This window comes from Sphingobacterium sp. UBA6320 (assembly GCF_002440335.1).
GTDB lineage: Bacteria > Bacteroidota > Bacteroidia > Sphingobacteriales > Sphingobacteriaceae > Sphingobacterium.
In genome coordinates this window covers 18,321-42,087 of sequence record NZ_DJTA01000029.1, presented here as the reverse complement: position 1 = coordinate 42,087, position 23,767 = coordinate 18,321, and the positions used below count along the sequence as shown (strand labels likewise).

Annotated in this window: 22 protein-coding genes and 1 riboswitch; of the genes, 8 read left to right on the top strand and 14 right to left on the bottom strand. The window is 36.2% G+C overall.

Annotated elements, in window-relative coordinates; translation table 11 throughout:
- Positions 1-122 precede the first annotated feature (122 nt).
- The 7 genes from B3P23_RS18550 to B3P23_RS18520 all read right to left on the bottom strand — a co-directional run bounded on the left by B3P23_RS18550 (position 123) and on the right by B3P23_RS18520 (position 8,043).
- Complete coding sequence (locus B3P23_RS18550) at positions 123-1,292, bottom strand: RsmB/NOP family class I SAM-dependent RNA methyltransferase (RefSeq protein ID WP_293928656.1); 1,170 nt, start codon at positions 1,290-1,292, stop codon at positions 123-125.
- 3 nt (positions 1,293-1,295) lie between these two features.
- Positions 1,296-2,585, bottom strand: coding sequence for an ABC transporter substrate-binding protein (locus B3P23_RS18545; protein ID WP_248754207.1), 1,290 nt, complete (start codon positions 2,583-2,585; stop codon positions 1,296-1,298).
- Positions 2,542-4,092, bottom strand: a complete 1,551-nt coding sequence (gene guaA / locus B3P23_RS18540; protein WP_045752822.1) for a glutamine-hydrolyzing GMP synthase — start codon at positions 4,090-4,092, stop codon at positions 2,542-2,544. Before guaA ends, B3P23_RS18545 begins: the two co-directional genes overlap by 44 nt.
- 192 nt (positions 4,093-4,284) lie before the next feature.
- Positions 4,285-5,553: a tetratricopeptide repeat protein gene (locus tag B3P23_RS18535; protein WP_293928655.1), complete on the bottom strand. Its 1,269-nt coding sequence runs from the start codon at positions 5,551-5,553 to the stop codon at positions 4,285-4,287.
- A 297-nt stretch (positions 5,554-5,850) separates the two neighbouring features.
- The gene (gene pyrF / locus B3P23_RS18530; protein WP_045752824.1) at positions 5,851-6,687 is read right to left on the bottom strand and encodes an orotidine-5'-phosphate decarboxylase; all 837 of its coding nucleotides are present in this window, start codon (positions 6,685-6,687) and stop codon (positions 5,851-5,853) included.
- 16 nt (positions 6,688-6,703) lie between these two features.
- Entirely contained in the window at positions 6,704-7,288 is a 585-nt protein-coding gene (locus B3P23_RS18525; RefSeq protein WP_293928654.1) for a TlpA family protein disulfide reductase, read from the bottom strand.
- Between the two features lie 11 nt (positions 7,289-7,299).
- Entirely contained in the window at positions 7,300-8,043 is a 744-nt protein-coding gene (locus tag B3P23_RS18520; protein WP_293928653.1) for an RluA family pseudouridine synthase, read from the bottom strand.
- A 127-nt stretch (positions 8,044-8,170) separates the two neighbouring features.
- Between B3P23_RS18520 and panB the strand changes: the two genes are divergently transcribed.
- Both panB and B3P23_RS18510 read left to right on the top strand, forming a co-directional pair.
- Positions 8,171-8,986, top strand: coding sequence for a 3-methyl-2-oxobutanoate hydroxymethyltransferase (gene panB / locus B3P23_RS18515; protein WP_045752827.1), 816 nt, complete (start codon positions 8,171-8,173; stop codon positions 8,984-8,986).
- A gap of 12 nt (positions 8,987-8,998) precedes the next feature.
- Complete coding sequence (locus B3P23_RS18510; RefSeq protein ID WP_045752828.1) at positions 8,999-9,607, top strand: hypothetical protein; 609 nt, start codon at positions 8,999-9,001, stop codon at positions 9,605-9,607.
- Between the two features lie 124 nt (positions 9,608-9,731).
- On the opposite strand, the gene B3P23_RS18505 is transcribed toward B3P23_RS18510, so the two are convergent.
- From B3P23_RS18505 to dinB, 6 genes are all read right to left on the bottom strand, one after another.
- Positions 9,732-9,935 carry a YwbE family protein gene (locus tag B3P23_RS18505; RefSeq protein WP_038697238.1) on the bottom strand — a complete coding sequence of 68 codons (204 nt, stop codon included), beginning with the start codon at positions 9,933-9,935 and terminating at the stop codon, positions 9,732-9,734.
- A 72-nt stretch (positions 9,936-10,007) separates the two neighbouring features.
- Positions 10,008-11,333, bottom strand: coding sequence for an RIP metalloprotease RseP (gene rseP, locus B3P23_RS18500; protein ID WP_045752829.1), 1,326 nt, complete (start codon positions 11,331-11,333; stop codon positions 10,008-10,010).
- Between the two features lie 22 nt (positions 11,334-11,355).
- The gene (locus B3P23_RS18495) at positions 11,356-12,510 is read right to left on the bottom strand and encodes a 1-deoxy-D-xylulose-5-phosphate reductoisomerase (protein WP_248754211.1); all 1,155 of its coding nucleotides are present in this window, start codon (positions 12,508-12,510) and stop codon (positions 11,356-11,358) included.
- A gap of 15 nt (positions 12,511-12,525) precedes the next feature.
- Entirely contained in the window at positions 12,526-13,314 is a 789-nt protein-coding gene (locus B3P23_RS18490; RefSeq protein WP_248754212.1) for a beta-carotene 15,15'-monooxygenase, read from the bottom strand.
- A gap of 154 nt (positions 13,315-13,468) precedes the next feature.
- Complete coding sequence (locus tag B3P23_RS18485) at positions 13,469-15,598, bottom strand: S9 family peptidase (RefSeq protein WP_045752831.1); 2,130 nt, start codon at positions 15,596-15,598, stop codon at positions 13,469-13,471.
- A 98-nt stretch (positions 15,599-15,696) separates the two neighbouring features.
- Complete coding sequence (dinB, locus tag B3P23_RS18480; RefSeq protein ID WP_414713158.1) at positions 15,697-16,797, bottom strand: DNA polymerase IV; 1,101 nt, start codon at positions 16,795-16,797, stop codon at positions 15,697-15,699.
- A gap of 340 nt (positions 16,798-17,137) precedes the next feature.
- Between dinB and B3P23_RS18475 the strand changes: the two genes are divergently transcribed.
- Positions 17,138-17,542: a hypothetical protein gene (locus B3P23_RS18475; protein ID WP_094773645.1), complete on the top strand. Its 405-nt coding sequence runs from the start codon at positions 17,138-17,140 to the stop codon at positions 17,540-17,542.
- A 1,193-nt stretch (positions 17,543-18,735) separates the two neighbouring features.
- Here B3P23_RS18475 and dnaB read toward each other — a convergent pair.
- The gene (gene dnaB, locus B3P23_RS18470; protein WP_045752833.1) at positions 18,736-20,343 is read right to left on the bottom strand and encodes a replicative DNA helicase; all 1,608 of its coding nucleotides are present in this window, start codon (positions 20,341-20,343) and stop codon (positions 18,736-18,738) included.
- Positions 20,344-20,775: 432 nt separating this feature from the next.
- Here dnaB and ubiE point away from each other — a divergent pair, with 432 nt between their 5' ends.
- Genes ubiE through B3P23_RS18445 form a run of 5 tightly spaced genes read left to right on the top strand, consistent with a single transcriptional unit; the run spans position 20,776 to position 23,665 of the window.
- Positions 20,776-21,516: a bifunctional demethylmenaquinone methyltransferase/2-methoxy-6-polyprenyl-1,4-benzoquinol methylase UbiE gene (gene ubiE, locus B3P23_RS18465; RefSeq protein ID WP_045752834.1), complete on the top strand. Its 741-nt coding sequence runs from the start codon at positions 20,776-20,778 to the stop codon at positions 21,514-21,516.
- A 36-nt stretch (positions 21,517-21,552) separates the two neighbouring features.
- Positions 21,553-22,317 carry an SDR family NAD(P)-dependent oxidoreductase gene (locus B3P23_RS18460; RefSeq protein WP_045752835.1) on the top strand — a complete coding sequence of 255 codons (765 nt, stop codon included), beginning with the start codon at positions 21,553-21,555 and terminating at the stop codon, positions 22,315-22,317.
- Positions 22,318-22,330: 13 nt separating this feature from the next.
- Positions 22,331-22,780 (top strand): GatB/YqeY domain-containing protein, encoded by a 450-nt coding sequence (locus B3P23_RS18455; RefSeq protein ID WP_045752836.1) that lies wholly within the window; start codon positions 22,331-22,333, stop codon positions 22,778-22,780.
- 53 nt (positions 22,781-22,833) lie between these two features.
- Entirely contained in the window at positions 22,834-23,280 is a 447-nt protein-coding gene (locus tag B3P23_RS18450; RefSeq protein WP_293928652.1) for a GNAT family N-acetyltransferase, read from the top strand.
- Positions 23,281-23,290: 10 nt separating this feature from the next.
- Entirely contained in the window at positions 23,291-23,665 is a 375-nt protein-coding gene (locus B3P23_RS18445) for a DUF423 domain-containing protein (RefSeq protein ID WP_293928651.1), read from the top strand.
- Between the two features lie 5 nt (positions 23,666-23,670).
- Positions 23,671-23,733: riboswitch (Fluoride riboswitch) on the top strand.
- Positions 23,734-23,767: the final 34 nt, after the last annotated feature.

The window sequence follows — 23,767 nt, the reverse complement described above, 5'->3', positions numbered from 1 at the left end:
CAATGTTGTGGAGATTGGCAAAAGCAGCACTAGCTATCCATTTATTACCTATCAAAATGTCTCAAAAAACAAAAGCCATTTGATAGATACAAATGGCTCCTTAAATAATATAGCTTAATAAATTACATCTTGATTAACCGAGCAACAAACATACTATCCGCCTTTTCATAATAGCCCTTTAAGACTTGATATGATTCAAGCGCGTATCCTAATTCTTTTTGAATGTATGCAATAACCTCTTCATTCTCCTTTCCAAAAACAGAACAGGTAATATATATAAGTGGTTTGCCTACTTTAAGGTGCTGAGATACATTCCTTGCAATTTCCTTTTGTAATGAAGCAAATTCATTAATTTTCCTTGCATTAAAATAAGTGATATTCTCAGGACTACGTCCCCAGGTACCAGAACCCGTACAAGGAGCGTCCAAAATAATTCCATCAAAAAGCTCTGCACCCAAAATCGGAGTAGTATCTTTTGTTAGATCCACTATTTTCTTTCGATAATCTCGTATTCCCGCACGTTCAAAACGCTCATCCAAGTTCCGCAAGATACTCATACGAACATCTGAAACAAGTAAGTTAGTCTTTGGATGCGCATCAAGAAACAACAGAGCCTTACCACCCGAGGCAGCACAAGCATCCCACCAGTTTTCTTTTGGAGAAGCATCCATAAAGTTCAGAGTACGCTGTGATGATAAATCTTGTACTTCAATTACACCATCGAGATCTTTAAAGCGCTGCAATGATGTACCATTTGACAATGCAATAGTCTGGTCCGAAATAAATTGATAACTTATCCCCTCTGATTCAAAAACAGCTTTTACAAACTTTTCTTTACCACGTTTCACCCGAATAAATAAATCAGGTTGGATAAATTGATTCTGAATAAAATCATCTTGATCTATGGCATTAGATAGCTCATCTTTAAAAGGAAAAACATCAGCAACTTGTAATAATTGAAGCTCTTTTAAAAATGTCAATTTATCATTTAGAGATAGCGCTATATTCCAATCCGGTTCAAATAAAGCAACAAATGGACTTTCCGTCTCACAAAGATATTCTGCTATTATCAGTCTCTTGTGCTGAGAAAGCTGCTTCGCACCTTTCCCTAATCGAAAATAGTTGTAACACAATCGGGAAGTCCACTTACGGTCCTTTGATCCCATTTGTTTATTAATTTTGAAAAATGAAGTAAGATAACGTGCAAACGGTTCATTCCCCTCATAACCATCCAGTGCTCTTTCAAAATTACGAATTTGCTGCTGAACTCTCTTTTCACTAAAATCACTCATCTATTACTTCCTATCAAAATTATTATTACGATATACCATAAATCGTATTCCTCTATTCACATACCCCCATTCCGGAAAATAATCAAAACTAAAATCATTATTAATTCCAGAATAAGTCTCTTTGACCACATGTTGAACATAATCGTCACCGTATTTAGCAATCAGGCCACCAAAATAAATAGCCGCATCATATCCTTTATACGAAAAATCAGATGGTGCCACTTTAAATTTAGTCTTATATTTAAGATCAAATTTCCGGGTCTTTTCCGCCCCCTCATCAACCAATGTCGAGGTCGTCACGGTTAATTCATAACGATCTATATTAGCATAGTCTTCAAAAGAAAGTTTAGCCCAATTTGGATGACCGTACAATTTAAAAGCATAGCCCGATTCACTACTATGCACATCCATATTGGCTAGTAATGCTCTAATTTGGTTTCTATTTGTCGTACCACATACGATATGATTCGTTCCAGCTATCACTAAGTTATCATTTAACTCTGCTATAGAAGTAACAACTTTTATCTGTAGGCTTTTATTATAACCAAGAGCCTCTGAAACAAAATTATCCAAGAACTGCTTACTATCCGCATCTTGCACATTATATACCAATACCATATCACCATAAGCATATTCCTTTGAAACATACTTGGCCATGATTTCAGAATGCGCACGAATAGAAGGTGTCAACGACACTAAATTTGGGATACCAAATTCAGAAGCTAAAGTTGCCGCTAAAGGAGATATTTGTAAGATGCTTTTATTTTTAAAAGATTGTGAAAAAGCTTTAATCTCTTTTGGATAAACAGGTCCAACAATTAAACTTGCATTTTTAACAACATTCGATGTTGCTAATGATGAGTTTCTATAGTTATCATCTTCAGAATCAACCACCTGCAAATTAAATTTATTTCCCTGCTCACCTAATTCCTCTAAGCCAAGTTGAAAACCCTGATAAAAATCCAATGCTAATGCTGATCTTTTGACATCCTCTGCTGTAGGACGCATACCAGAGATACGGTTCAATTGAAAAGGTAAAAGAAGAGCAATAGATTTTTGTCTTTTAAGGCTTTCACTCGCTTTAGTAGCTTCGAGTTTTTTGGCTTCTTCTGCCTGTTTTGCAGCAGTTATTGCACCATTATTAGATGAAGTACTCTGCTCACCTTTACTAGAAGGTGAGCGAAGTACGCCTATTTTTTTTGTCGTACAGCTTGAAAGACTTAATGCCAATGCTACTGCAAGAACTATTTTATTCCCACTCAATCGTCGCTGGTGGTTTTGAACTGATATCATATACAACTCTATTAATTCCTTTAACGTGGTTGATAATTTCATTTGAAATTTTAGCCAACAAGTCATAAGGTAAGTGAATCCAATCTGCAGTCATGCCATCCAATGAACCTACAGCACGTAAACTAACCACATGCTCATAAGTACGTTCATCACCCATAACACCTACAGAACGAACAGGAAGAAAAATCGTGCCAGCTTGCCAAACTTTATCATACCATCCCGCTTCTTTCAAGTTACGGATAAAAATATCATCTGCTTCCTGAACAATACGAACGCGATCTTCTGTGATATCACCTAATATACGTATCGCTAATCCTGGACCCGGAAATGGATGTCTTCCCAAAATTGCAGGATCAACACCTAATGTTTTACCAACACGTCTGACCTCATCCTTAAATAAGGTTTTTAAAGGCTCTACCACTTTCAGCTTCATGAAATCAGGCAAACCACCCACATTATGATGTGATTTAATAGTTGCAGAAGGACCTTTTACCGATACCGATTCAATAATATCTGGATATATAGTACCTTGGCCCAACCATTTAGCCTCAACACCCTCAGGTAATTCTTTTTGAATTTCTTTTGCAGCCTCATCAAATACATCGATAAAAGAATTACCAATGATTTTACGTTTTTGTTCCGGATCAGAAATACCAGCTAAGCGACCAAAGAATAATTCTTTCGCGTTGATACCTTTAATATTAAGACCCATATTTTTGTATGAATCCAATACCTGCTCAAACTCACCTTTACGTAACAAACCATGATCCACAAATATACAGTGTAGGTTTTTTCCAATTGCTTGATGTAACAATACAGCTGCCACCGTAGAATCAACCCCACCTGACAGTGCCAATATTACATGGTCTTCACCTAATTCAGCTTTCAAAGAAGCAACACTAGTTTCAGCAAAAGCATCTGGAGTCCACTCTTGAGCACATCCACAGATTCCGACAACAAAGTTTTTTAATAAAACTACGCCATCAGTGCTATGCGTTACTTCAGGGTGAAATTGAATACCATAAGTTCGTGTTCCTAAAACATGATAAGCGGCAACACGAACTTTATCCGTACTAGCTATAATTTCAAAATTTGAAGGAACCTCTTTGATCGTATCACCATGTGACATCCATACTTGAGACTGAACGGGTACACCTGCTAATAATTCATTCTCAGCATTCACAAATTGCAAATTTGCACGCCCGTATTCACGGATCTCCGAAGGTAAGACCTCACCTCCTGATTTTTGAGCGATATATTGTGCACCATAACATACACCTAGCAAAGGAAAACGCTCTTGAATTGAATTAAAATCAATTTGAGGAGCATCCTCTTGTCTTACTGAATATGGACTTCCCGAAAGGATTACTCCTTTTACAGTCTCATCAAATTCAGGCAAGTTGTTGAAAGGATGAATTTCACAATATACGTTAAGTTCTCTTACACGACGCGCGATTAATTGCGTGTATTGCGAACCAAAGTCAAGAATTATAATTTTTTCTGGCATGGCGCAAAGTTACACATTAGATATGAATTTATAGAATGGAAATTTGACTTAAATCAACTCAAAATACGCAATTTGCTATAAAAAGCATCCATTTCTTTTATTCCAATAAAAATCAACTAGCTCATGAATTCTATCAAATTAATTTCAACACTTTTACAACTTAAAACCATACGCCGATAGATACTTTCATATTTAAAACAGTTTCCCCCATACAGATTTAAATTTCGATGTAAATCTGTAATCTCCTTTCTCAAGAATATCCAATAAATTTTTCGTTGCTGAGTAAGTAGTTTTCATTTTAATCGCTGTTATCACTTCCTCCGATTTAGCATCCTTACCGTCAAGATGATATAACACAACTAATCCAACTAATACATCTATTTCAGAAGGGTCCAGCGCATGCGCACGTTCAAACATTTCAATTGAATTTGGAATTTGATTGAGCTCAAATAAAGCATAAGCATAGTTACCCAGTATCATTCTTTGTTTTGGACTTTTTTGCAACACCAAGTCATAATATTCAGCTGCTTTTGCATAATTATTTAGCACATCGTAAGTCAATGCCAATCCAGCATAGATATCCAAATCAGAATTACCCAAACTAATCACTTTTAATAAATCATTTTGAGCGTCCTGATATTTCTTCAGATCAAATAAAACAGAATATCTATTCTCATAATAGACTGGATTATTGATGTCCAACTCAATAGCTCGATCCAAATCTTTCTTTGCTTGTAATAGCTTATCCATATCTTGAAAAATCAAACCTCTATTATTATAATACATAGCTGCTTTAGGAGAGTTTTCAATTGCTTTATCCAGAAGTTCAATAGCTCTTAAATTATTTTTTTGCCGTTGCAATACTAAAGCACCATAAAAATAAACATCAGCTACAAATTGTGGTTCAGCCATCTCTTCCCCATTTTTCAGATTATTTTCAAAAAGTGTAAATACATTTATGAGTTCATCATCTTTACGCATCTCATTCAATAGCTTCAAATAGTTATTGTAATATCGCGCGTTATTTTTCTCCAACTGAAGCACGCGCTGATAATCCGATCTCGCCAATTCTGGCTTCAAATCAAAATAATACGTATTACCACGAATATCATAAAAAGTATGATTTTCAGGATCCAATGCTATTCCTGTAGTAGCTATAGCAATAATATCAGCATTCCTTTTCAATCCAATTAAGATGTAGCATTTCACTTCATAATAAGCACTGATTGTTTGATCTTGATCAATAAGCTTATTGATCCGTTTTAAAGCTTCGTCATATTTGCCAGCCTTATAAAGATCCCATGCAACTTGATACGAGTCATCACGAGAAGAACCCGTTGTTTCCAAAGCCACATCCTCAACTTGTTTTACCTGCACAGCAGCACCTTCTTTCTCCTGCGCAACACTAACATGCCATATGCTCATTAGACCTATCAAAAGCAGTACATTAATTCCTTTCATCAGTTATAATATTCTTTAAAGATAATTTACAATAGTAAAATTAAGTTTGTTCACTTAGATTCCTGTTGTCGTAAGATGAAGTTGACCTGCTGATCGATATTTTAATTTTTCTTCAAAAAAGAAATAAGCCAGCAAATATGCTTTTCTCATCTTGACCTAATCCATATATAAACCCCAAATAAAGTAAAATGTTTCCTCATTTTTTAGTATCTCTATTTCTCAAATTATAAAATATTTAACAAAAAAAGCTTCATATCTTTCGATATGAAGCTTTTTAATCTTATAGTTTATATCAAACTAGCTGATAATTCCAGCTTTAATCAACTCCAATTCCATTTCTTGCTGCAATTTAAGCGCTTCTTCTCTTGCCTTTTCTGCAAAATCAAGACCCTTTGAAGCATAGATAATACCGCGGGTACTATTGACCAAAAGTCCACAATCCTTATTCATTCCATATTGACATACATCTTGCAATGATCCCCCTTGCGCGCCAACACCAGGAACCAATAAGAAATGATCAGGCGCATGCTCACGAATTGTAATAAATCCTTCTCCTCGCGTTGCCCCAACGACATACATCAGATTCTCAATCGTTCCCCATGTATTTACCTTATCAATAACCTGTTCAAACAACTGCAATCCCGAAATATTTTGAAAATTCTGAAAATCCAAACTTCCTTCATTAGATGTTAAGGCAAGCACAATCGCCCATTTTCCATCAAAATCTAAAAATGGAGTAACAGAATCTTTTCCCATGTAGGGTGCAATAGTGATCGAGTCAAACCCCAAACCCGATTGTTTTTCATCAAAAAACGCTTGCGCATACATTTTCGACGTATTTCCAATATCACCTCGCTTCGCATCCGCTATGCTTAGGCAATCTTTAGGAAGTGCTGCCCAAGTTTTCTGCAAAGATTGCCATCCTTTTATTCCATAGCTCTCGTAAAATGCAATATTAGGCTTATAAGCAACACATAAATCTGCTGTAGCATCAATGATAGCTTTATTAAACGCGTAGATTGGATCCTCTTCTGCTAAAAGATGTTCAGGTATTTTAGTAATATCTGTATCTAAACCAACGCAAAGAAATGATTTTTTTATTTTGATCTGTTGAATAAGTTCTGCTCTTGTCATACTTGTTATTCTGTACTTATTTTTTTGTTAATTCGATTATAAAATCAGATACTTCTTTACGAGAATAATCTGCTAAACCTTCATGTTTAGTTTCAATTTCACCGTTCTTATTGATGATCAATGTGGTCGGAATAGAACCCCCTAACCATTCTTTTGGAATTGCAGAATTTGGATAGTAAACCGGCAAATTCAATTGTTTACCCTTCATAAAAGTATTCGCCTTTTCAGACTCCCCCTCAATCTCCACGATAAGGAATACAACATCCTTATTATCTTTTAATCGCTCATATAAAGTCGCAATAGATGGCATCTCAGCGATACAAGGCGGGCACCATGTAGCCCAAAAGTTGATAAAAACCACTTTACCTCTAAGATCATCCATTTGAACAACTTCTTCCTGATCATTCTTAAAAGAAATATTGTGATCCGTAGCGATAAAAGCTTGCGAATCTGATTCCTTAGGTTTTTCCAAAGAAGGCTTAAATAAACCGATACGCATCAATCCCTGTTGAAAATATGCACGACTTGTAGGCCAAAGCAATAAAAGAATGACCACAACAAAGATCGAATTGAATACTATTTTTTTAGTTTTTGGATTCATGAATGATATACTTAGGAATCAAATTTTTCTAATTGCTTAAGCAATGTGGCGAAATCTTTTGGATAAGGTGCCTCAAATTTAAACCTCTTTCCATCAATCGTAAAATCAACATATCGCGAATGCAATGCAAAGCGTTTCATAATCGGTTGCTCCTCTTCATTTTTAGACAATGAAAATCCTCGTTTTTTAACCTGTGATAAATAAACAGGCTTTCCATGGTACATATCATCACCAACAATAGCAGCTTTTTGGGTCGCTAAGTGTATACGAATTTGATGCATACGACCAGTGATTGGCTTACACTCTACTAAAGTATAATGATTAAAATAACGAATAGAATTAAAAATTGTAGTTGCAGCTTTTCCCTTAGCACGATCTATAGATACATTTTTACTTCCTTGATTCAAAATTGGTAATTCAACCTTCAAATCTGTAAACGTATGTGTTCCCGCGATAATGGCATGATATACTTTATTGACACGACGTCTTTCAAATTCAATAGAGACGGCACGGTAAGTCTCTGGATTTTTAGCAATAAGTAATAATCCCGAAGTTTCCTTGTCCAATCGGTGACAAATTTGAGCATCAGCAAAATATTTTTTTGCTAAGCGTAAAATATTGATCTCCCCCCCTTCGCGTTCGTCCAAGGAAGCGATAAACGGTGGTTTGTTGATAACAATTAAATTATCATCTTCAAAAACAATAAGATCGGAAAATTTCGGAAATTTAAATAAGCGAGTTTCGTTTTCTCTCATGGCACAAAAATAGTAAAATCAAAGCAATTAAGTCCCCTAATTACTAAACTATCATTTTAATATCAATAATTAATGACCTTAATTCAACGAATTTCTCTAATTTTGATTAAATTAAAATAAATCAGTAATGTCTGTAAATAAAGAAGTAAAACGTATTACAACAGTACAAGTACAGGAGATGAAGCAGCGCAATGAAAAAATTGCCATGTTAACCGGTTATGATTTCACTATGGCTAGGGCACTAGACCAAGGCGGAATCGACATCATTTTAGTAGGAGATTCAGCGGCAAACGTTTTTGCGGGTTACGAAACAACGCTTCCCATTACTTTAGATCACATGATCTACCATGCAGCATCTGTGGTACGTGGTACAAACAGAGCCATGGTTTTAGTCGATCTTCCATTTGGTGTATATCAAGGTAGTGTTGAACAAGCGTATTTATCGGCAGTACGTGTAATGAAAGAATCTGGAGCACATGCCCTGAAGTTAGAAGGCGGTCTAGAAATCATTGACAACATTAAAAAAATTATAAATGCAGGAATTCCTGTCTGTGGTCATTTGGGACTAACTCCACAAGCAATCAATAAATTTGGAAATTTTGGTGTTCGCGCTAAAGAAGAACATGAAGCTGAAAAACTAAAAGCAGATGCACTAGCACTACAAGAAGCGGGTTGCTTTGCAATTGTACTCGAAAAAATACCTGCTGCATTAGCCGCAGAAGTAAGTGCTTCGCTGCACATCCCAACAATAGGTATTGGCGCGGGAAATCAATGTGACGGACAGGTATTAGTCGTCAATGATATGCTTGGGCTGACAGATGGGTTTAAACCTAAATTCTTAAGACAGTATGCACAGCTTTATCAAGAAATAACTGGAGCTGTAGGACAGTATGTTGCTGATGTCAAATCAGTCGATTATCCCAATCAAAACGAACAATATTAACCGATAGCTGTCATGACCAAAATTATTTTAATAGCCGGACTTATATTATTTTTATTATACTACATCAGTAAAAAGTTGTCAGCATCATTTACTGCAAGTAATAGTCCAGCTATTATTGTCAAAAATGGTTATCAAAAAATCGATACTTCCAAAGTCATCATTGCCGACACATCTCAAAAAGTGATGAAAAATGTAGGCATTGGCGCCATCTTACTAATTATCATGCTTGCATTGATCATCAAAGTCAAGCTACTGCTGTTCTTGCTGCCGATCTCAATCTATATGATGGGCTACTTATTTCTATTTAAAAATCATTTAAAGAAGACAACAAGTCAGGTCATTTGGTACAATAAACAAACAGCAGATGTTATGATTGAATCTCTTACAGAGAAGACCTATCGCTTTAATTTGCTTAGCGATGTCCAAGCTGTTCAACAGATCGAGTCAATTCAAAATACAAAAGGATTATTGTTTGGATATTTTAGAATCAAAACCAAGGAAGAGATTATTGAAATTCCTTATCTGGTATATCAAAATAATCCGAGCAATCAGGACTTTTTCAGTTCATTAAAAAGCAATTATAAGATTGATCTACAGAAAAAGATATTCCCGATCATTTAATTCAACGATTTACATATGCTGCAGAATAGAATAAAAAGAAGACAGCAATAAATCGCTGAGATTAGGTATAAAAGAGGCTTCTATCTGAGTGGATAGAAGCCTCTTTTATACCAGAACAATACCGTTAAAAGTCATCTTCAATAATCTCAGCCACACGACCGATCTGACCGTCCATCAAACGGACTTTAATTCCTCTATGATGATACGGGGCTGAAGTTAATAAATCTTTTACGATACCTTCTGTAAGCTCTCCAGAACGTTGATCTTTTTTCAAGATAATATTAACCAACATACCTGGTTTAATCGTTGCTCTTGTTTTTCCATCCATAATACAAATATCAAAAAATAAACAAGGTCTTACAAATGAAGTAAGACCTTGTTTCATTAAGTTTATGATATGCTATTTAAATAATTTAAAAATATCATTACCGAAAATAAACACCATCAAAGCGAGTAGGATAAAAAATCCAACCATTTGTGCTTTTTCCAAGAATTTCTCACTTAATGGTTTTCCTTGTATCATTTCTATTAATAAGAAAACAACATGACCACCATCTAAAGCTGGAATAGGTAATAAATTCATAAATGCCAGAGCCATTGACAGCATACCTACCAGTGACCAAAAACGCACCCAATCCACTTCAGTACCAAATAACTGTGCGATTCCTACAGGACCTGAAAGCGCCTTATCAGCACGAATCTCACCTTTAAATATTTTACCAAATCCTTTTGCATTATCGGTAATCACCGTAAATGCTTTCTTTGCACCCATTGGCAAAGATTCCATCAAACTATAATGAATGGTAAACGTTTTAATCGTTTGATCACGATTGACATTAAAACCTAAAATGGCATCCTTTGGAACTACGCCTTTTAAAGCTTGTTCTTGACCATTACGTACGATTTTCAATTCAATTGGTTTACCAATTTTACTATTCAGCTGATCTTTAAACTGGTCAAAAAACAAAATTGGAGTTTGATCAACTGCGATGATACTATCACCTTTAATCAAGCCCATTTTTACAGCTTCAGAACCCGGTTGAATACCAGCAACAGCTGTCATTTTCGTACGAGGTTCGATAAATTTCTCATCCTTTTTATCAGCAATAGTATTTAAAATATCAGCAGGGACGTGAATTTTAGTATGAACACCTGCACGCTCAACCGTAAGATCAACACCACCCATTAATAGCTTAGAACTGATTAAATCCGAATAATTTACAATTTTAACACCATCAATAGCCATGATACGGTCTCCCGCCTGTAAGCCGATTGATTTACCAATTTCCCCCGGAACAATCCCATTCACCAGTTGATCGTTTTTAATATCCGTGGTTCCCATTTTGAATGTCAACATCCAAAAAACTACAACACCCACAACTACATTCACTATAATACCGCCCAACATGACGATCAAGCGTTGCCAAGCTGGTTTTGAACGAAATTCCCATTCCTCAGGTTCACCTTTTAATTGTTCAGTATCCATGGACTCATCGATCATACCTGCGATCTTGACATATCCTCCCAAAGGCAACCAACCTATACCATACTCACAGTCTTTATATTTGAATTTGAATAATTTGACACCCCATGCATCAAAAAACAAATAAAACTTCTCTACTTTGATTCCAAAAGCTCGAGCCGCTAAAAAATGGCCTAACTCATGCAATACGATTAAAATTGACAAGCCTAAAATGACTTGTGCCACCATAATTAAAACACCCATGTATCTCCTTCTATAATTTTACTTAATTGATTATTTCTTCTGCGATTCTCCTCGCAGCATAATCGCACTCAATATAGTCATCTAGACTTGGTCTCGCAAGATAATTTACTTTTTCCAATACCGTCTCGATCACATCGCTCATGCCTAAGAAACTGATCTTATCCTTTAAAAATGCATCCACGACGATTTCATTAGCTGCATTTAACACACAAGAACGATTACCGCCCTTTCGCAATGAATCATAAGCCAATGCCAAATTTCGGAAGGTATGTAAATCAGGTTTTTCAAAAGTCAATTGCGGATAGTCCAGAAAGTTAAAACGTTCAAAATTATTTTCCAAACGAAGTGGATAAGACAATGCATATTGTATCGGCAATTTCATATCTGGTACCCCGAGCTGCGCTTTTATCGACCCATCTTGAAACTGAACAAGAGAATGCACAATAGACTGTGGATGTACAATGACATCAACCTGATCAACTTCCAAATCAAAAAGCCATTTTGCTTCTATGACCTCCAAGCCTTTATTCATTAAAGAAGCCGAATCAATAGTGATCTTAGCGCCCATCACCCAATTTGGATGTTTTAAGGCATGCTCCTTAGTTACTGAGGCCAACAAAGACCGGTCTTTCCCCCGAAACGGACCACCAGAAGCCGTGATATAGATCTTTTCAATCGGATTAGCGTCCTCTCCCACCAAGCATTGAAAGATCGCCGAATGCTCCGAATCAACCGGCAGCATCTTCACCTGATGTTTTAAGGCTAAACCCATCACCAGCTCTCCGGCAACCACTAAAGTCTCTTTATTTGCAAGTGCTATATCTTTACCATTTTCTATTGCTTTAATGGTAGGTCTTAGACCTGCCGCACCAACAATAGCATTCAAAACAACATCGATCTGTTCAATCTGTACAACGTCCTCCAAAGCTTGCACACCCGAGTAAACAGCGATAGCAGTATGACCTAATTTTGCTTTAACAAATTCGAACTGTGTTTCATCAATAATCACTACAGCCTGAGGTAGAAATTCAAGCGCCTGCGCCACTAATAAATGAGCATTAGAACCACAAGTCAATACAACTACTTCAAAACGATCAGGAAAAGCCCGCACCACATCTAAGGTTTGTGTACCTATACTACCCGTTGAACCTAAAACAGCTATTCCTTTTTTATTCAAAATCAATTTTTTTTATTAAAATATATTACTTAAGATACTAGGATCTTCACTTCCTTTATATTCCTGAACCATATCTCGGTACGCAACAGTATACACAACCGATGTTAGTGGAATAATCAAAAAGGAATTTATCAAACTAAATATGATCGCCATAATCGAATACTCCATATACACCCAATAAATATTCAGTACACTTACAAAAGTCAAACTCAACAAAATTAAAAATAGACGAACAACATTTCCTTTTGTAATCGCCAAGCTCCAACGCAATGACTTAGTTACATTAGTTCCTTTATCAATGATAAAAAAGGGGAAAAAAGAAATTCGAAGCAAAATAAAGAATGATAAGATCGCAGCGACATTAGGTACAATCTCAAAAGAAACGACCTCAGTATCAATCCCCATATAGATAAGTGGAAAACAAACAATCATGGCAACGACAAGAATCAATAAAGAAGCTAACGTAAACAACACGATACCACCTAAAAAGATAAATAATTCTGACCAAGAAGGCCAAGTTTTGACAACCCCTACATGTTCCTTATGATCCAATAAATTCAAAATATACTTAAAAAGAAACAGCTGCAGACCTAATAAAGTAACAGCAAATAATAACATTAAAGGAATCTTGATAAGAATACTTGACATCTCTAAATAAAATGTCAATTCATGCGCAACGACAAACAATAAAAAAATAGACAACAGCAATCCTCCTATAGAGAAATAATGCCCCTTAAGTATGTGAATTGACTTGCTTAAAACTTCATTAACAGCAAAAGTGCTCTCCTTGAGAAACTGAATCATCGAAATAAAAATAAATTACACAAAGATGAAATAATTTTTGGTTATCAACAATTTAACACATCAATATTTCATCTTTTTTTAAAGATAAAGAACTCCAAATCAAAAAAGCCTTCTCAAAATAATATTTGAGAAGGCTTTTCTTATCAGTACCGCTCTATTTGAAGTCTTTTGGAACTGGTTTTTCCAATAAATATTGATAGTAAAAACGAACACGTTCTTTAAAATCATAAGCATTTTTTGATCTTTCAAAACCATGGCGACTACCTGGGTAGATCATCAACTCAAACGGTACCGAACGATCCGTTAAGGCATCTACCAGTTGTGTCGTATTTTGCAAATGAACATTGTCATCCATGTCTCCATGCATGATGCGTAAAACACCTTTGTAGTTGTCGGTATAAGTCAATACCGATCCCTTTTTATAACCTTCAGGATTATCTTGAGGGGTATCCATCCATCTTTCAGTATAGTGCGTATCATACAGCTCCCATGAAGTAACTGGGGCTCCTGCAATACCAAAATCAAAAACGTCCGCGGCCTTGGTTAATGCCAAACAGGTCATATAACCACCATAACTATGTCCCGTTATTAAAAATTTATGCTTAGCCACATAAGGCTTTGCTTTAAACCACTTTGCAATGGTAGAATAATCGATTATTTCCCAATGGCCTAAGTTTCGGTGCATCAAGGCCACCCCCTTCTTTCCAAACTGTCCAGAAGCACGGTGATCTGCAGAAACCTGAATAATACCTTCATTAGCCCAATATTGGCTTCGTGTTCCTTTCCATGTATCCTTCACTGTACCTGCATCAGGACCTCCATAGATACTAAAAATAACAGGATACTCTTTTGTCTCATCAAAATCAGTCGGATAAGTAACCACTACCGGTAAATCATACTGACCATCATCAGACTTGATCGTGAAGTACTTAGTCGCACCAAATTTATAAGAATTAAAATCAGAAGATTTACTATCGGCAAGCTCTTTCACGATCTGACCTTTATTATCCACCAAAGCAATCCTGTTTGGAGTACTTACATTCGAGTAATTCGTAATAAAATAGCGTCCATCAGGAGAAATCTTCACATCATGAGAATAGTCACCAAATGTTAAACGCTTCATGTTTTTACCCGAAAAATCAACACGGTATAAATCATATCGAGCAGAGTTTTCTTTACGAGCCATAAAATAAACCACTTTTGCTTTTTCATCGATATATTCCAATGAAGTCACCTGCCAATCACCTGCTGTAATCGGGTTTAATAGTTTACCACCTAAAGTATATAAGTAATAATGTGCCCAGCCCGTTTTATCCGATTTTAAGATATAATGCTTATTATCTTCCAAATAAGTAATCCGCTCATCATGATCCAAATTAATCCATGAAGACTGTTTTTCATCGTAAATTTCTTTCTTGGCGCCAGAATTAGGATCTACTTGATAAAATTTCAAATTATTCTGGTCACGATTCATCCATTGGACCATAATATTTTTACTATCAAAACTCCAATACGGTTGACCAAAATATTGATCATCTTTCTCATTAAAATCAGACCATAGCACTTCACCACCAGTAGCATTCACAATTCCGACTTTCACTTCAGGATTGGGATCACCAGCTTTCGGATAGCGCGTCTCTTCTAGATACCCATGCTGACCTTTGGACACATAAATTGGAAACATCGGCACTTTAGTATCGTCAAAGCGCATAAAGGCTAATTTTTTACTGTCTGGAGACCACCAAAAAGCTTTATAATTGGTCGATCTACCTAATATTTCCTCATAATATACCCAAGATGACCAACCATTATAAATAACATCAGTCCCATCATTCGTATAGCGAATTTCTTTCCCCGACACTAAATCAATAGCATACAAATCGCTTTTTCGTGTAAATGCGACCAGCTTACCATCTGGTGAAAGGGTTGGATTTTGCTCAGCAATATCCGGAGAGCTTGTCAATTGCTTTGCAGCTTGATTACCGTCCTGAATAAAAATATCATTTTTTGAAATGTACACTTTCACAGAAGATTTAGCCGGCACAACATGCAATTCACGTTTACCGCTTTTTAAATCCACTTGATACACTTTGCCATCCTGCGCATCCCGCTCCAAATAAGCCGTATTATTTGCCCAACCTGGATAGCCATTGATACTTTGTGTTAATGAATTTCGATTTCCCCAAGATTGATCAAAATCCAATCGTTTTTGTTGCGCTTGAACTGAAGATTCTGATACCAGAATAAAAGCCGTAAGACTCAGCGCGGTAATTAATTTACTCATTTAAATATGAAGATTATCTAAGTTTGACCACTAAGATAGGAAATTGACCCTATTTACAAGAAATTTAAGTTGTAACAAGCTGAATAGACAAGTAAAATTTACATATCCTCAAACAGCGATAATTGATAGCCCTCAAAACGTTCGATTTTTTCATCTTGAAAATTTGAAATCGAAATCCCCATCAATCGAACCTTTTTATCAAGCTCCAACTTAAGGAGCAAAGCAAGTGCAACTTGATACATATCTTCTTGATTAGAAAATATTGGTAAGATTGAAATGCTTCGAGTCAATACCGTGAAGTCAGCATATTTCACTTTCAACGTTAAGGTCCTCCCCCGTTTGTCCCCTTTTTCAAGACGACCATAAAGACGGGTGCTCAGATCATGTAAAATAGATTTAAGCTCCTCCAATTGTTCAATATCATGCGAAAAAGTATCTTCAATACCAATAGATTTACGAATACGATTAGGAACAACAGCACGATCGTCAATTCCTCTCACAATCTGATAGAAAAAATCCCCCGATTTTCCAAACCAACGAATCAAATCAGCATGGGACTGCTTCTTAAGATCCATACCTTTAAAAATTCCCAACGAGCGCATTTTATTAGCAGTCACCTTTCCAACACCAAAAAACTTTTCAACAGGAAGCTCCTCCATAAATGACAATATTTTTGAAGGACCTATAAAAGTCAGCCCATCGGGCTTGTTCATATCGGAAGCTATTTTAGCAATAAACTTATTAACAGATACACCAGCCGATACAGTAAGGTTAAGCTCAGACTTTATTTCTCGTTTGATTCGCCTCGCTATTTCCAAAGCTGATCCGATCTGCTGTTTATCATCAGAAACATCCAAAAATGCTTCGTCCAAAGATAGTGGCTCCACCAAATCTGTATAACGATTAAAAATAGTGCGAATGTGATCTGACACCTGCTTATAAACATCAAATCTAGGTTTGGTAAATATAATATGAGGACATAATTTGAGCGCCTGTATAGAAGACATGGCAGATTTAACCCCATATTTTCGAGCCTCATAACTCGCTGCAGCAACTACCCCACGACCGTCAGGAGATCCACCGACAGCGATTGGCTTATCCCTTAAATCTTCAAAATCACGTTGATCGACAGAAGCAAAAAAAGCATCCATATCCAGATGAATAATTTTTCTCTTTTTATCTGTTATTGTCTCCATCATCAATTTCTAATTATACAAATTTATAGAATAATATATAGAGATGCTCCTTTATTGAAATTTTAAAATCCATTAACAAACTCAAAAAACATCCTATTTATACTTATGGTTATTGTAATTTTTTTCTGAGTAAGCTCCGCTACAGCTAAAAAACAGGTGAAATAGTCGTATTAAAAATTGGAAAGTAGATCGATCCACCAGCATAATAAGAAATGGCCGTTTAGACATTTCTAATAGCAACCACAAAGAATAGAAAAAAGATTAATTTTGGATAGATATCCACATCATGATATTGCCCATCCAAACAAATTTACCTAAGTTTATACTAAAATTAAACTCAAATATGACTAATTCAATAGATACGCAACAAAAGAAAGGTGGTTTCAAAAAATTCATAATGATCGCCATCCTAGTCATTTTAACCCTTGGAGCAAGTATTACATACTATAAATACTTTTTCGTTTTTGGCGAAGGAGTTAAATCAGGCTATTTAAACTTCGCTGTAAAAAAGGGAAATGTGTTTAAAACCTACGAAGGCAAGCTGATACAAGAGGGTTTCGGACAGATGAAAGCAGGCGGTGTAGCCAGCAATCAATTTGAATTCTCCATTCAAGATGAAGCTATATTTAAGCAACTCGAAACAAATAGTGGTAAGTTTTTCGATTTACACTACAAGGAATATCATGGCGTATTGCCTTGGAGAGGAAATACGGTCTATGTTGTCGATAAAGTCATTAACATGAAATAAGAAAAAGCTGCCTCCTACGCTTCTGACCAGCGCATGAGACAGCTTTTTAGTAATACCCCTATATACTTCAACACGCTCCCAGCATCATCACATATACTTTGAACAAAGGTACTTTGATCCTCCTGAGTATATCACAGAAAAATTTTCATAAAAAATCTGGTTTACGCGAAGGTAAAGATATCCGGTCTTTTCTCTATCATCTACTGCAGAATACTGCGATACGAGTAGGGAGCAACTTCAATATATCTTATATATATATGTATGGACCAAAAATAGTGATATCATGGTGAAAACACCATAAACTCGGACTGAACACGGACTCAACACGGACGCAACACGGATTTACGGTGTATATGATCAGATTATAACCTACATTTCATCTGGATCAGACTCAAATTACCCATAGACACCAGCTATACTTAGCTCACAAGCTAACAAGAATAAAAACTGGCTTTATTTAGCTTGAACAATGTTTTTTAAAGATTTTAAAAGAAATGCTCCATCTGCTCAAGCGATAGATGAGCATAAACTCGCCACATGAACGAACGGGTAATATTCAAACACAGAGTCCGAGTCAAAAAACCGAATCATCATATCCATCAGGTTAATTTATCCTCATCGTTCTTACAATAACATGTCCACAAGTAATCAAAAACTTAAATACACACTGAAGATGTAATATTAAAAAACGGAGACTTTTTATCTTATCAATTTATATTCCATTAAAATAGTCAAGTCTTCGGTCAAAGATATATCCAAGGATACATTGACAATATAAATTAGGGTAAGAATTATAAACGAAAAAATATAGGTTTTTGATTTCTAAAATATCCCACCGCTCGCTCAGGAGCAGGGACCAGCATACTCACAAAAAAAGAGTACAGCCACCGCATGAGACTGACAGCCCGGATATGGTGACTGTGGCAGTCTAGCAACATCGCCGATATCCTGCAACAAGATGATTATTTATTAGAATTTGTTTTCACAAAAGTAATCGTGAGATTTCGCAAATCTCGGAATCGGTTACAACCCTTTGTAACCGAAAGGTTGTAAGACCGAAGACTGCGGCAATAAGCTCATTTGTTGCATTAAAAATCAAATGATTGTACAGAGTATCGTAGCGTACGCTTATAACGGCACGGAGATTGAATTGAAAACAGCCCTTTTGGACAAATTATTTTTCTATGCTACTACTAAAAAGGAGCATCATCAGGCATGTCGTTCATACGCGAAGGCATCGTGATACCACCTGTCATACCGCCGGTATCACCACCACTAAACATGGCGGACGGATTCATTGCTGGCGAACTGAATGATGTCGGATTATTAAATCCATCAGCAGCACCCATCCCTGTAAATTCATCTTCTAAATCCACAAACTTCACGTATTTACCAATAAAGCGGAGCGGTACAATACCCGTCTCACCATTACGGTGCTTCGCAATAATAACCTCTCCCACACCAGCAGTAGATCGGCCTTCCTCATCCTCTGTCATACCATAATATTCTGGACGATATAAAAACAATACCATATCCGCATCCTGCTCAATAGATCCAGATTCACGTAAATCGGAAAGCATCGGTCGTTTTGAATTTCCCGGACGAGACTCTACAGCACGGCTCAATTGGGATAAAGCTAATACCGGAACATTCAATTCTTTAGCCACAGATTTCAACGCCCTTGAAATACTACCAATCTCTTGCTCACGGTTACCACCACCTTTACCCTCAGCCTTACCATGCATAAGTTGTAAGTAATCGACGATCACCATTTGAATATCATGTTGCGCTTTCAAACGTCTACATTTTGCTCTAAATTCAAACACATTTAATGCGGGAGTATCATCGATGATTAAAGGAGCCTCAGTCAAACGTCCAATCCTTGAATGCAATTGTTGCCATTCATGATCAGCTAAATTACCTTTCTTTAATTTTTCTTGTTCGATCTCAGTTTCACCAGCGATCAAACGATTCACCAATTGCACAGATGACATCTCCAGCGAGAACACCACGACAGGTTTTTGATGATCAACCGCAGCATTACGTGCTACAGATAATACAAAGGCCGTCTTTCCCATTGCAGGACGAGCAGCGATAATGACCAAATCTGATGGTTGCCAACCTGAAGTCATACGATCTAAGGCGGTCAATCCAGAAGGCACACCAGTCAATCCATCTGTACGATCACGCAACAACTCCAAATTAGAGATCGCTTCACGCATGATATCATCCATTTTACGAGAATCTCTTCTTAAATTGTTTTGAGCAATATCAAATAAACTCTTCTCTGCATGGTCTAATAAATCAAATATATCTGACGTTTCATCATACGAACTATTGATAATTTCGGTAGAAACTTTAATCAGTTCACGTTGAATATATTTTTGCGAGATAATACGCGCATGAAATTCAATATTTGCAGCAGAAACTACGCGATCTGTTAATTGTGTAATATAATATGCACCACCCACCATTTCCAAAGCTCCCATCTTTCGAAGTTCGGCGGTCACAGTAAGCAAATCAATAGGCGAAGTTTTTTGGAAGAGATTAAAAATAGCTTCGAAAATCTTCTGGTGCGAATCTTTATAAAAAGAATCCGGTTTAAGAATATCAATGACCTCACTTAGCGCATTTTTCTCCAACATCAAAGCCCCTAGGACAGCTTCCTCCAAATCCAAAGCTTGAGGCGGCAGTTTGCCAAGTCCGCTAACTAAGTTGTTGAGTTTAGTCCTACGCTCTCCGAAATTGGTTTTCTTACCAGTTCCAGCATTATTATCTTCAAAATTATTATCGTTACTCATCTTTATGTGATATCCAAAAACTTGTGCATGTACGCCAAAAAATTGATAGCGGATAGCAAATGTATAAAAAATAAGGTAGAGATTTTTTAAGAGTTGTACACAGTTAAAATAGTTGTGAAAACAATCACCTTAAAAGCTTTTGATAAACATCGTTTTACATCCTAACTTTTCCACATTTGATGTGGAAAAAAATGTTAACAACAAAAAATAACATCTAATTTACAATACATTAAGACGTTGTTAACAACTTTGACCACTGTTAACAAAGTTAAGCTATTTCGCACATTATTCGTACAAGCTTATTGGAAGAAATTTTAAAAAGATTATTCCGATTTTGGTTTAAATTGGAAGCTAAGCTCAAAAATTCTGAATTTTTATTTTTTCCTTTTCGATCATATTAAAGCTCAATCAGAATATTGTATCTTTGCTACTATGACAAATGAAGCATCATCATTAAAACCATACAAAGACGCGAAAGATGGTAAAAAGCAACAAGTTGCAGATATGTTTAACAACATCTCCAAAACTTATGATTTTTTAAACCATTTTTTGTCCCTAGGTATCGATATAATTTGGCGTAAAAAAGCGATTAATGCTTTAAAAACCATCGCTCCACAATATATGCTTGACGTTGCTACGGGAACGGGAGATTTTGCATTGGAGTCCATTAAGATATTAAATCCTAAAAAAATAATTGGTGTAGATATCTCTCAGGGTATGTTGGATGTTGCGCAACAAAAGATTACGCAAAAAGGACTCTCCAATCAATTTGAAGTACAGTTAGGAGATTCTGAGCATCTGCAATTTGAAGACAACACATTTGACGCGGTAACAGTCGCTTTTGGAGTTCGAAATTTCGAAAATTTAGAGCAGGGATTGGCCGATATATGTCGTGTATTGAAACCAGGAGGTAAAGCTGTAATCTTGGAATTTTCTAATCCTAAAAAATTTCCAATCAAGCAATTATACAATTTCTACTTCAAGAGAATAACACCCACGATCGGAAAAATATTTTCGAAAGACTCAAGTGCTTATTCCTATCTCCCAGAATCTGTCGCTCGTTTTCCTGATGGCGAAAAATTTGCTCAAATCACTAAAGCAGTAGGTTTTTCAGACACCGTAATTCGTCCTCAGACTTTTGGCGTATGTACAATTTATATTGCTACAAAATAAAAATCTCAGTTTAGTTTTATTTTTAACACCAATACTATGTCAAAAACAGTATTCATCACAGGAGCAAGTTCAGGAATCGGAAAAGCATGTGCTGAGGTTTTAGCGCAAGAAGGTTACAACTTACTACTATGCGCACGTCGTTTCCAAAATCTGGAAGAAATCAAAGATAAATTAACAGCACAATATCCTCAAATTGCTATTCATATCTTTGAACTTGATGTACGCAACTACGATGAAGTGAAATCAAAAATTGAAGGCTTACCTGCCGAATGGAAAAATTTGAATGTACTCATCAATAATGCAGGGTTAAGCCAAGGATTAGATCCTATTCAAGATGGTGATATTGGCGATTGGGACAGGATGATCGATACCAATGTCAAGGGATTATTGTATGTAACAAAAACCGTCATTCCATTATTGCAAGATCAAGAAGGAGCACATATTATCAATATAGGCTCGATTGCTGCCAAAGAAGTTTATCCCAACGGCAATGTCTACTGTGCAAGTAAGCATGCCGTAGATGCCCTTAATCAAGCCATGCGTATCGATCTTCTTTCGAAAGATATAAAAGTAACAGGCATTAATCCTGGCATGGTAGAAACTGAATTTTCAGAAGTACGTTTTAAAGGTGACAAAGAACGAGCAAAAAATGTGTATACAGGAGTCGAGGCATTGACAGGAAAAGATATTGCCGAAACCATAGCATTTGTTATCAGTAGACCCAAGCATGTCAACATTAATGACCTGATCATTATGCCAACTGCCCAAGCAACTGGAACGATTGTAAATAGAAAATCATAAAATCAATTAAAATATGACTTTAGAAGAAAAAATAAATCAAGATATTAAAGCGGCAATGATCGCAAAAGATGCGAATAAATTGCGCGGCCTTAGAGCAGTAAAAGCAGCAATATTATTAGCTAAAACAGAAAAAGGTCACACAGAGGAATTGACAGAAGAGACTGAAATAAAAGTACTTCAAAAATTAGTTAAACAACGAAAAGAATCTGCTGAAATTTATAAAAATCAAAACAGAGAAGATCTGTACGCTATTGAAGTGGAGGAACAAGAAGTAATCGAAGCTTATTTACCAAAACAATTGAGCAGAGAAGAAGTCGAAAAAATCATCAAAGATATCATCAGTACTACTGGAGCATCTTCTGTAAAAGATATGGGTAAAGTAATGGGTGCCGCTAATCAACAGTTAGCAGGAAAAGCCGATGGACGCACAATATCTGAGCTTGTAAAAAGTTTACTCGCTTAATTAAATATACTTAATTATTAAAAGGGCTATAGCAATATAGCTCTTCTTTTTTTATGGAATTATTTTGGAAACATAAGACCTTCTCTGAATTAACTACAGCAGAATTATATCGCATTATCAAATTACGAGTAGAAGTTTTTGTCAACGAGCAACAATGTTTTTATCCCGAATTAGATGATAAAGATTATCAATGTAGCCATCTTTGGGCAGAGATCAATGATGAAGTTGTTGTATATTCCAGACTCGTTCCTCCAGGCCTCTCTTACCCAGAGCCGTCAATCGGTCGAATTGTCACCAACCCTACCTTTAGGGGCAACAATTATGGCAAATTACTGATCGCTCGATCGATCGCGTACAGCTATGAAAAGCATGGCAGGACAGCGATTCAAATTGGGGCACAGACTTACCTTAGAAAATTTTATGGTAGTTTTGGATTTGAGCAAGTATCGGATGAATATTTAGATTATGGAATTCCTCATATTGACATGATAAAACCTTAAATTTAATTATATGAATCATATCGTCATTATTACAGCAGCTATTTTAGGTTCTACAGCCATTATGCTTGGCGCTTTTGGGGCACATGCCTTTAAAAAATTGATTAGCGAAGAAAAACTAGCCTCATTTGAAGTTGGTGTTCGCTACCAGATGTATGCCGCCATCACCCTCTTGATCATTGGATTCAACCTATCATTTGATCTATATAGTGAACGATTTGCCTTCTATGGGATCACATTGGGGACATTACTCTTTTCAGTCAGCATTTACTTCTTATCATTTGCACAGTATTGGAATAAAAACTTAAAATTCCTAGGCCCTATTACACCACTAGGAGGGCTCCTGATGATAGCAGGTTGGGTTGCATTAATCATTCGTTTTATCTAATTTAGGCTTAATAAGGCCATGATGTCTGCCCTGAACCGCTTGATAAAGCTGATGACGTCTACTCCGATCGTGCAAAAAGCACGATCTATAATTGTGTATGTT

What these genes read in the sequence shown, in the direction of transcription:
- B3P23_RS18550 (WP_293928656.1), bottom strand. Translation starts at nt 1,292, where the DNA reads ATGAGTGATTTTAGTGAAAAGAGAGTTCAGCAGCAAATTCGTAATTTT.
- B3P23_RS18545 (WP_248754207.1), bottom strand. Translation starts at nt 2,585, where the DNA reads ATGATATCAGTTCAAAACCACCAGCGACGATTGAGTGGGAATAAAATA.
- guaA (WP_045752822.1), bottom strand. Translation starts at nt 4,092, where the DNA reads ATGCCAGAAAAAATTATAATTCTTGACTTTGGTTCGCAATACACGCAA.
- B3P23_RS18535 (WP_293928655.1), bottom strand. Translation starts at nt 5,553, where the DNA reads ATGAAAGGAATTAATGTACTGCTTTTGATAGGTCTAATGAGCATATGG.
- pyrF (WP_045752824.1), bottom strand. Translation starts at nt 6,687, where the DNA reads ATGACAAGAGCAGAACTTATTCAACAGATCAAAATAAAAAAATCATTT.
- B3P23_RS18525 (WP_293928654.1), bottom strand. Translation starts at nt 7,288, where the DNA reads ATGAATCCAAAAACTAAAAAAATAGTATTCAATTCGATCTTTGTTGTG.
- B3P23_RS18520 (WP_293928653.1), bottom strand. Translation starts at nt 8,043, where the DNA reads ATGAGAGAAAACGAAACTCGCTTATTTAAATTTCCGAAATTTTCCGAT.
- panB (WP_045752827.1), top strand. Translation starts at nt 8,171, where the DNA reads ATGTCTGTAAATAAAGAAGTAAAACGTATTACAACAGTACAAGTACAG.
- B3P23_RS18510 (WP_045752828.1), top strand. Translation starts at nt 8,999, where the DNA reads ATGACCAAAATTATTTTAATAGCCGGACTTATATTATTTTTATTATAC.
- B3P23_RS18505 (WP_038697238.1), bottom strand. Translation starts at nt 9,935, where the DNA reads ATGGATGGAAAAACAAGAGCAACGATTAAACCAGGTATGTTGGTTAAT.
- rseP (WP_045752829.1), bottom strand. Translation starts at nt 11,333, where the DNA reads ATGGGTGTTTTAATTATGGTGGCACAAGTCATTTTAGGCTTGTCAATT.
- B3P23_RS18490 (WP_248754212.1), bottom strand. Translation starts at nt 13,314, where the DNA reads ATGATTCAGTTTCTCAAGGAGAGCACTTTTGCTGTTAATGAAGTTTTA.
- B3P23_RS18485 (WP_045752831.1), bottom strand. Translation starts at nt 15,598, where the DNA reads ATGAGTAAATTAATTACCGCGCTGAGTCTTACGGCTTTTATTCTGGTA.
- dinB (WP_414713158.1), bottom strand. Translation starts at nt 16,797, where the DNA reads ATGATGGAGACAATAACAGATAAAAAGAGAAAAATTATTCATCTGGAT.
- B3P23_RS18475 (WP_094773645.1), top strand. Translation starts at nt 17,138, where the DNA reads ATGACTAATTCAATAGATACGCAACAAAAGAAAGGTGGTTTCAAAAAA.
- dnaB (WP_045752833.1), bottom strand. Translation starts at nt 20,343, where the DNA reads ATGAGTAACGATAATAATTTTGAAGATAATAATGCTGGAACTGGTAAG.
- ubiE (WP_045752834.1), top strand. Translation starts at nt 20,776, where the DNA reads ATGACAAATGAAGCATCATCATTAAAACCATACAAAGACGCGAAAGAT.
- B3P23_RS18460 (WP_045752835.1), top strand. Translation starts at nt 21,553, where the DNA reads ATGTCAAAAACAGTATTCATCACAGGAGCAAGTTCAGGAATCGGAAAA.
- B3P23_RS18455 (WP_045752836.1), top strand. Translation starts at nt 22,331, where the DNA reads ATGACTTTAGAAGAAAAAATAAATCAAGATATTAAAGCGGCAATGATC.
- B3P23_RS18450 (WP_293928652.1), top strand. Translation starts at nt 22,834, where the DNA reads ATGGAATTATTTTGGAAACATAAGACCTTCTCTGAATTAACTACAGCA.
- B3P23_RS18445 (WP_293928651.1), top strand. Translation starts at nt 23,291, where the DNA reads ATGAATCATATCGTCATTATTACAGCAGCTATTTTAGGTTCTACAGCC.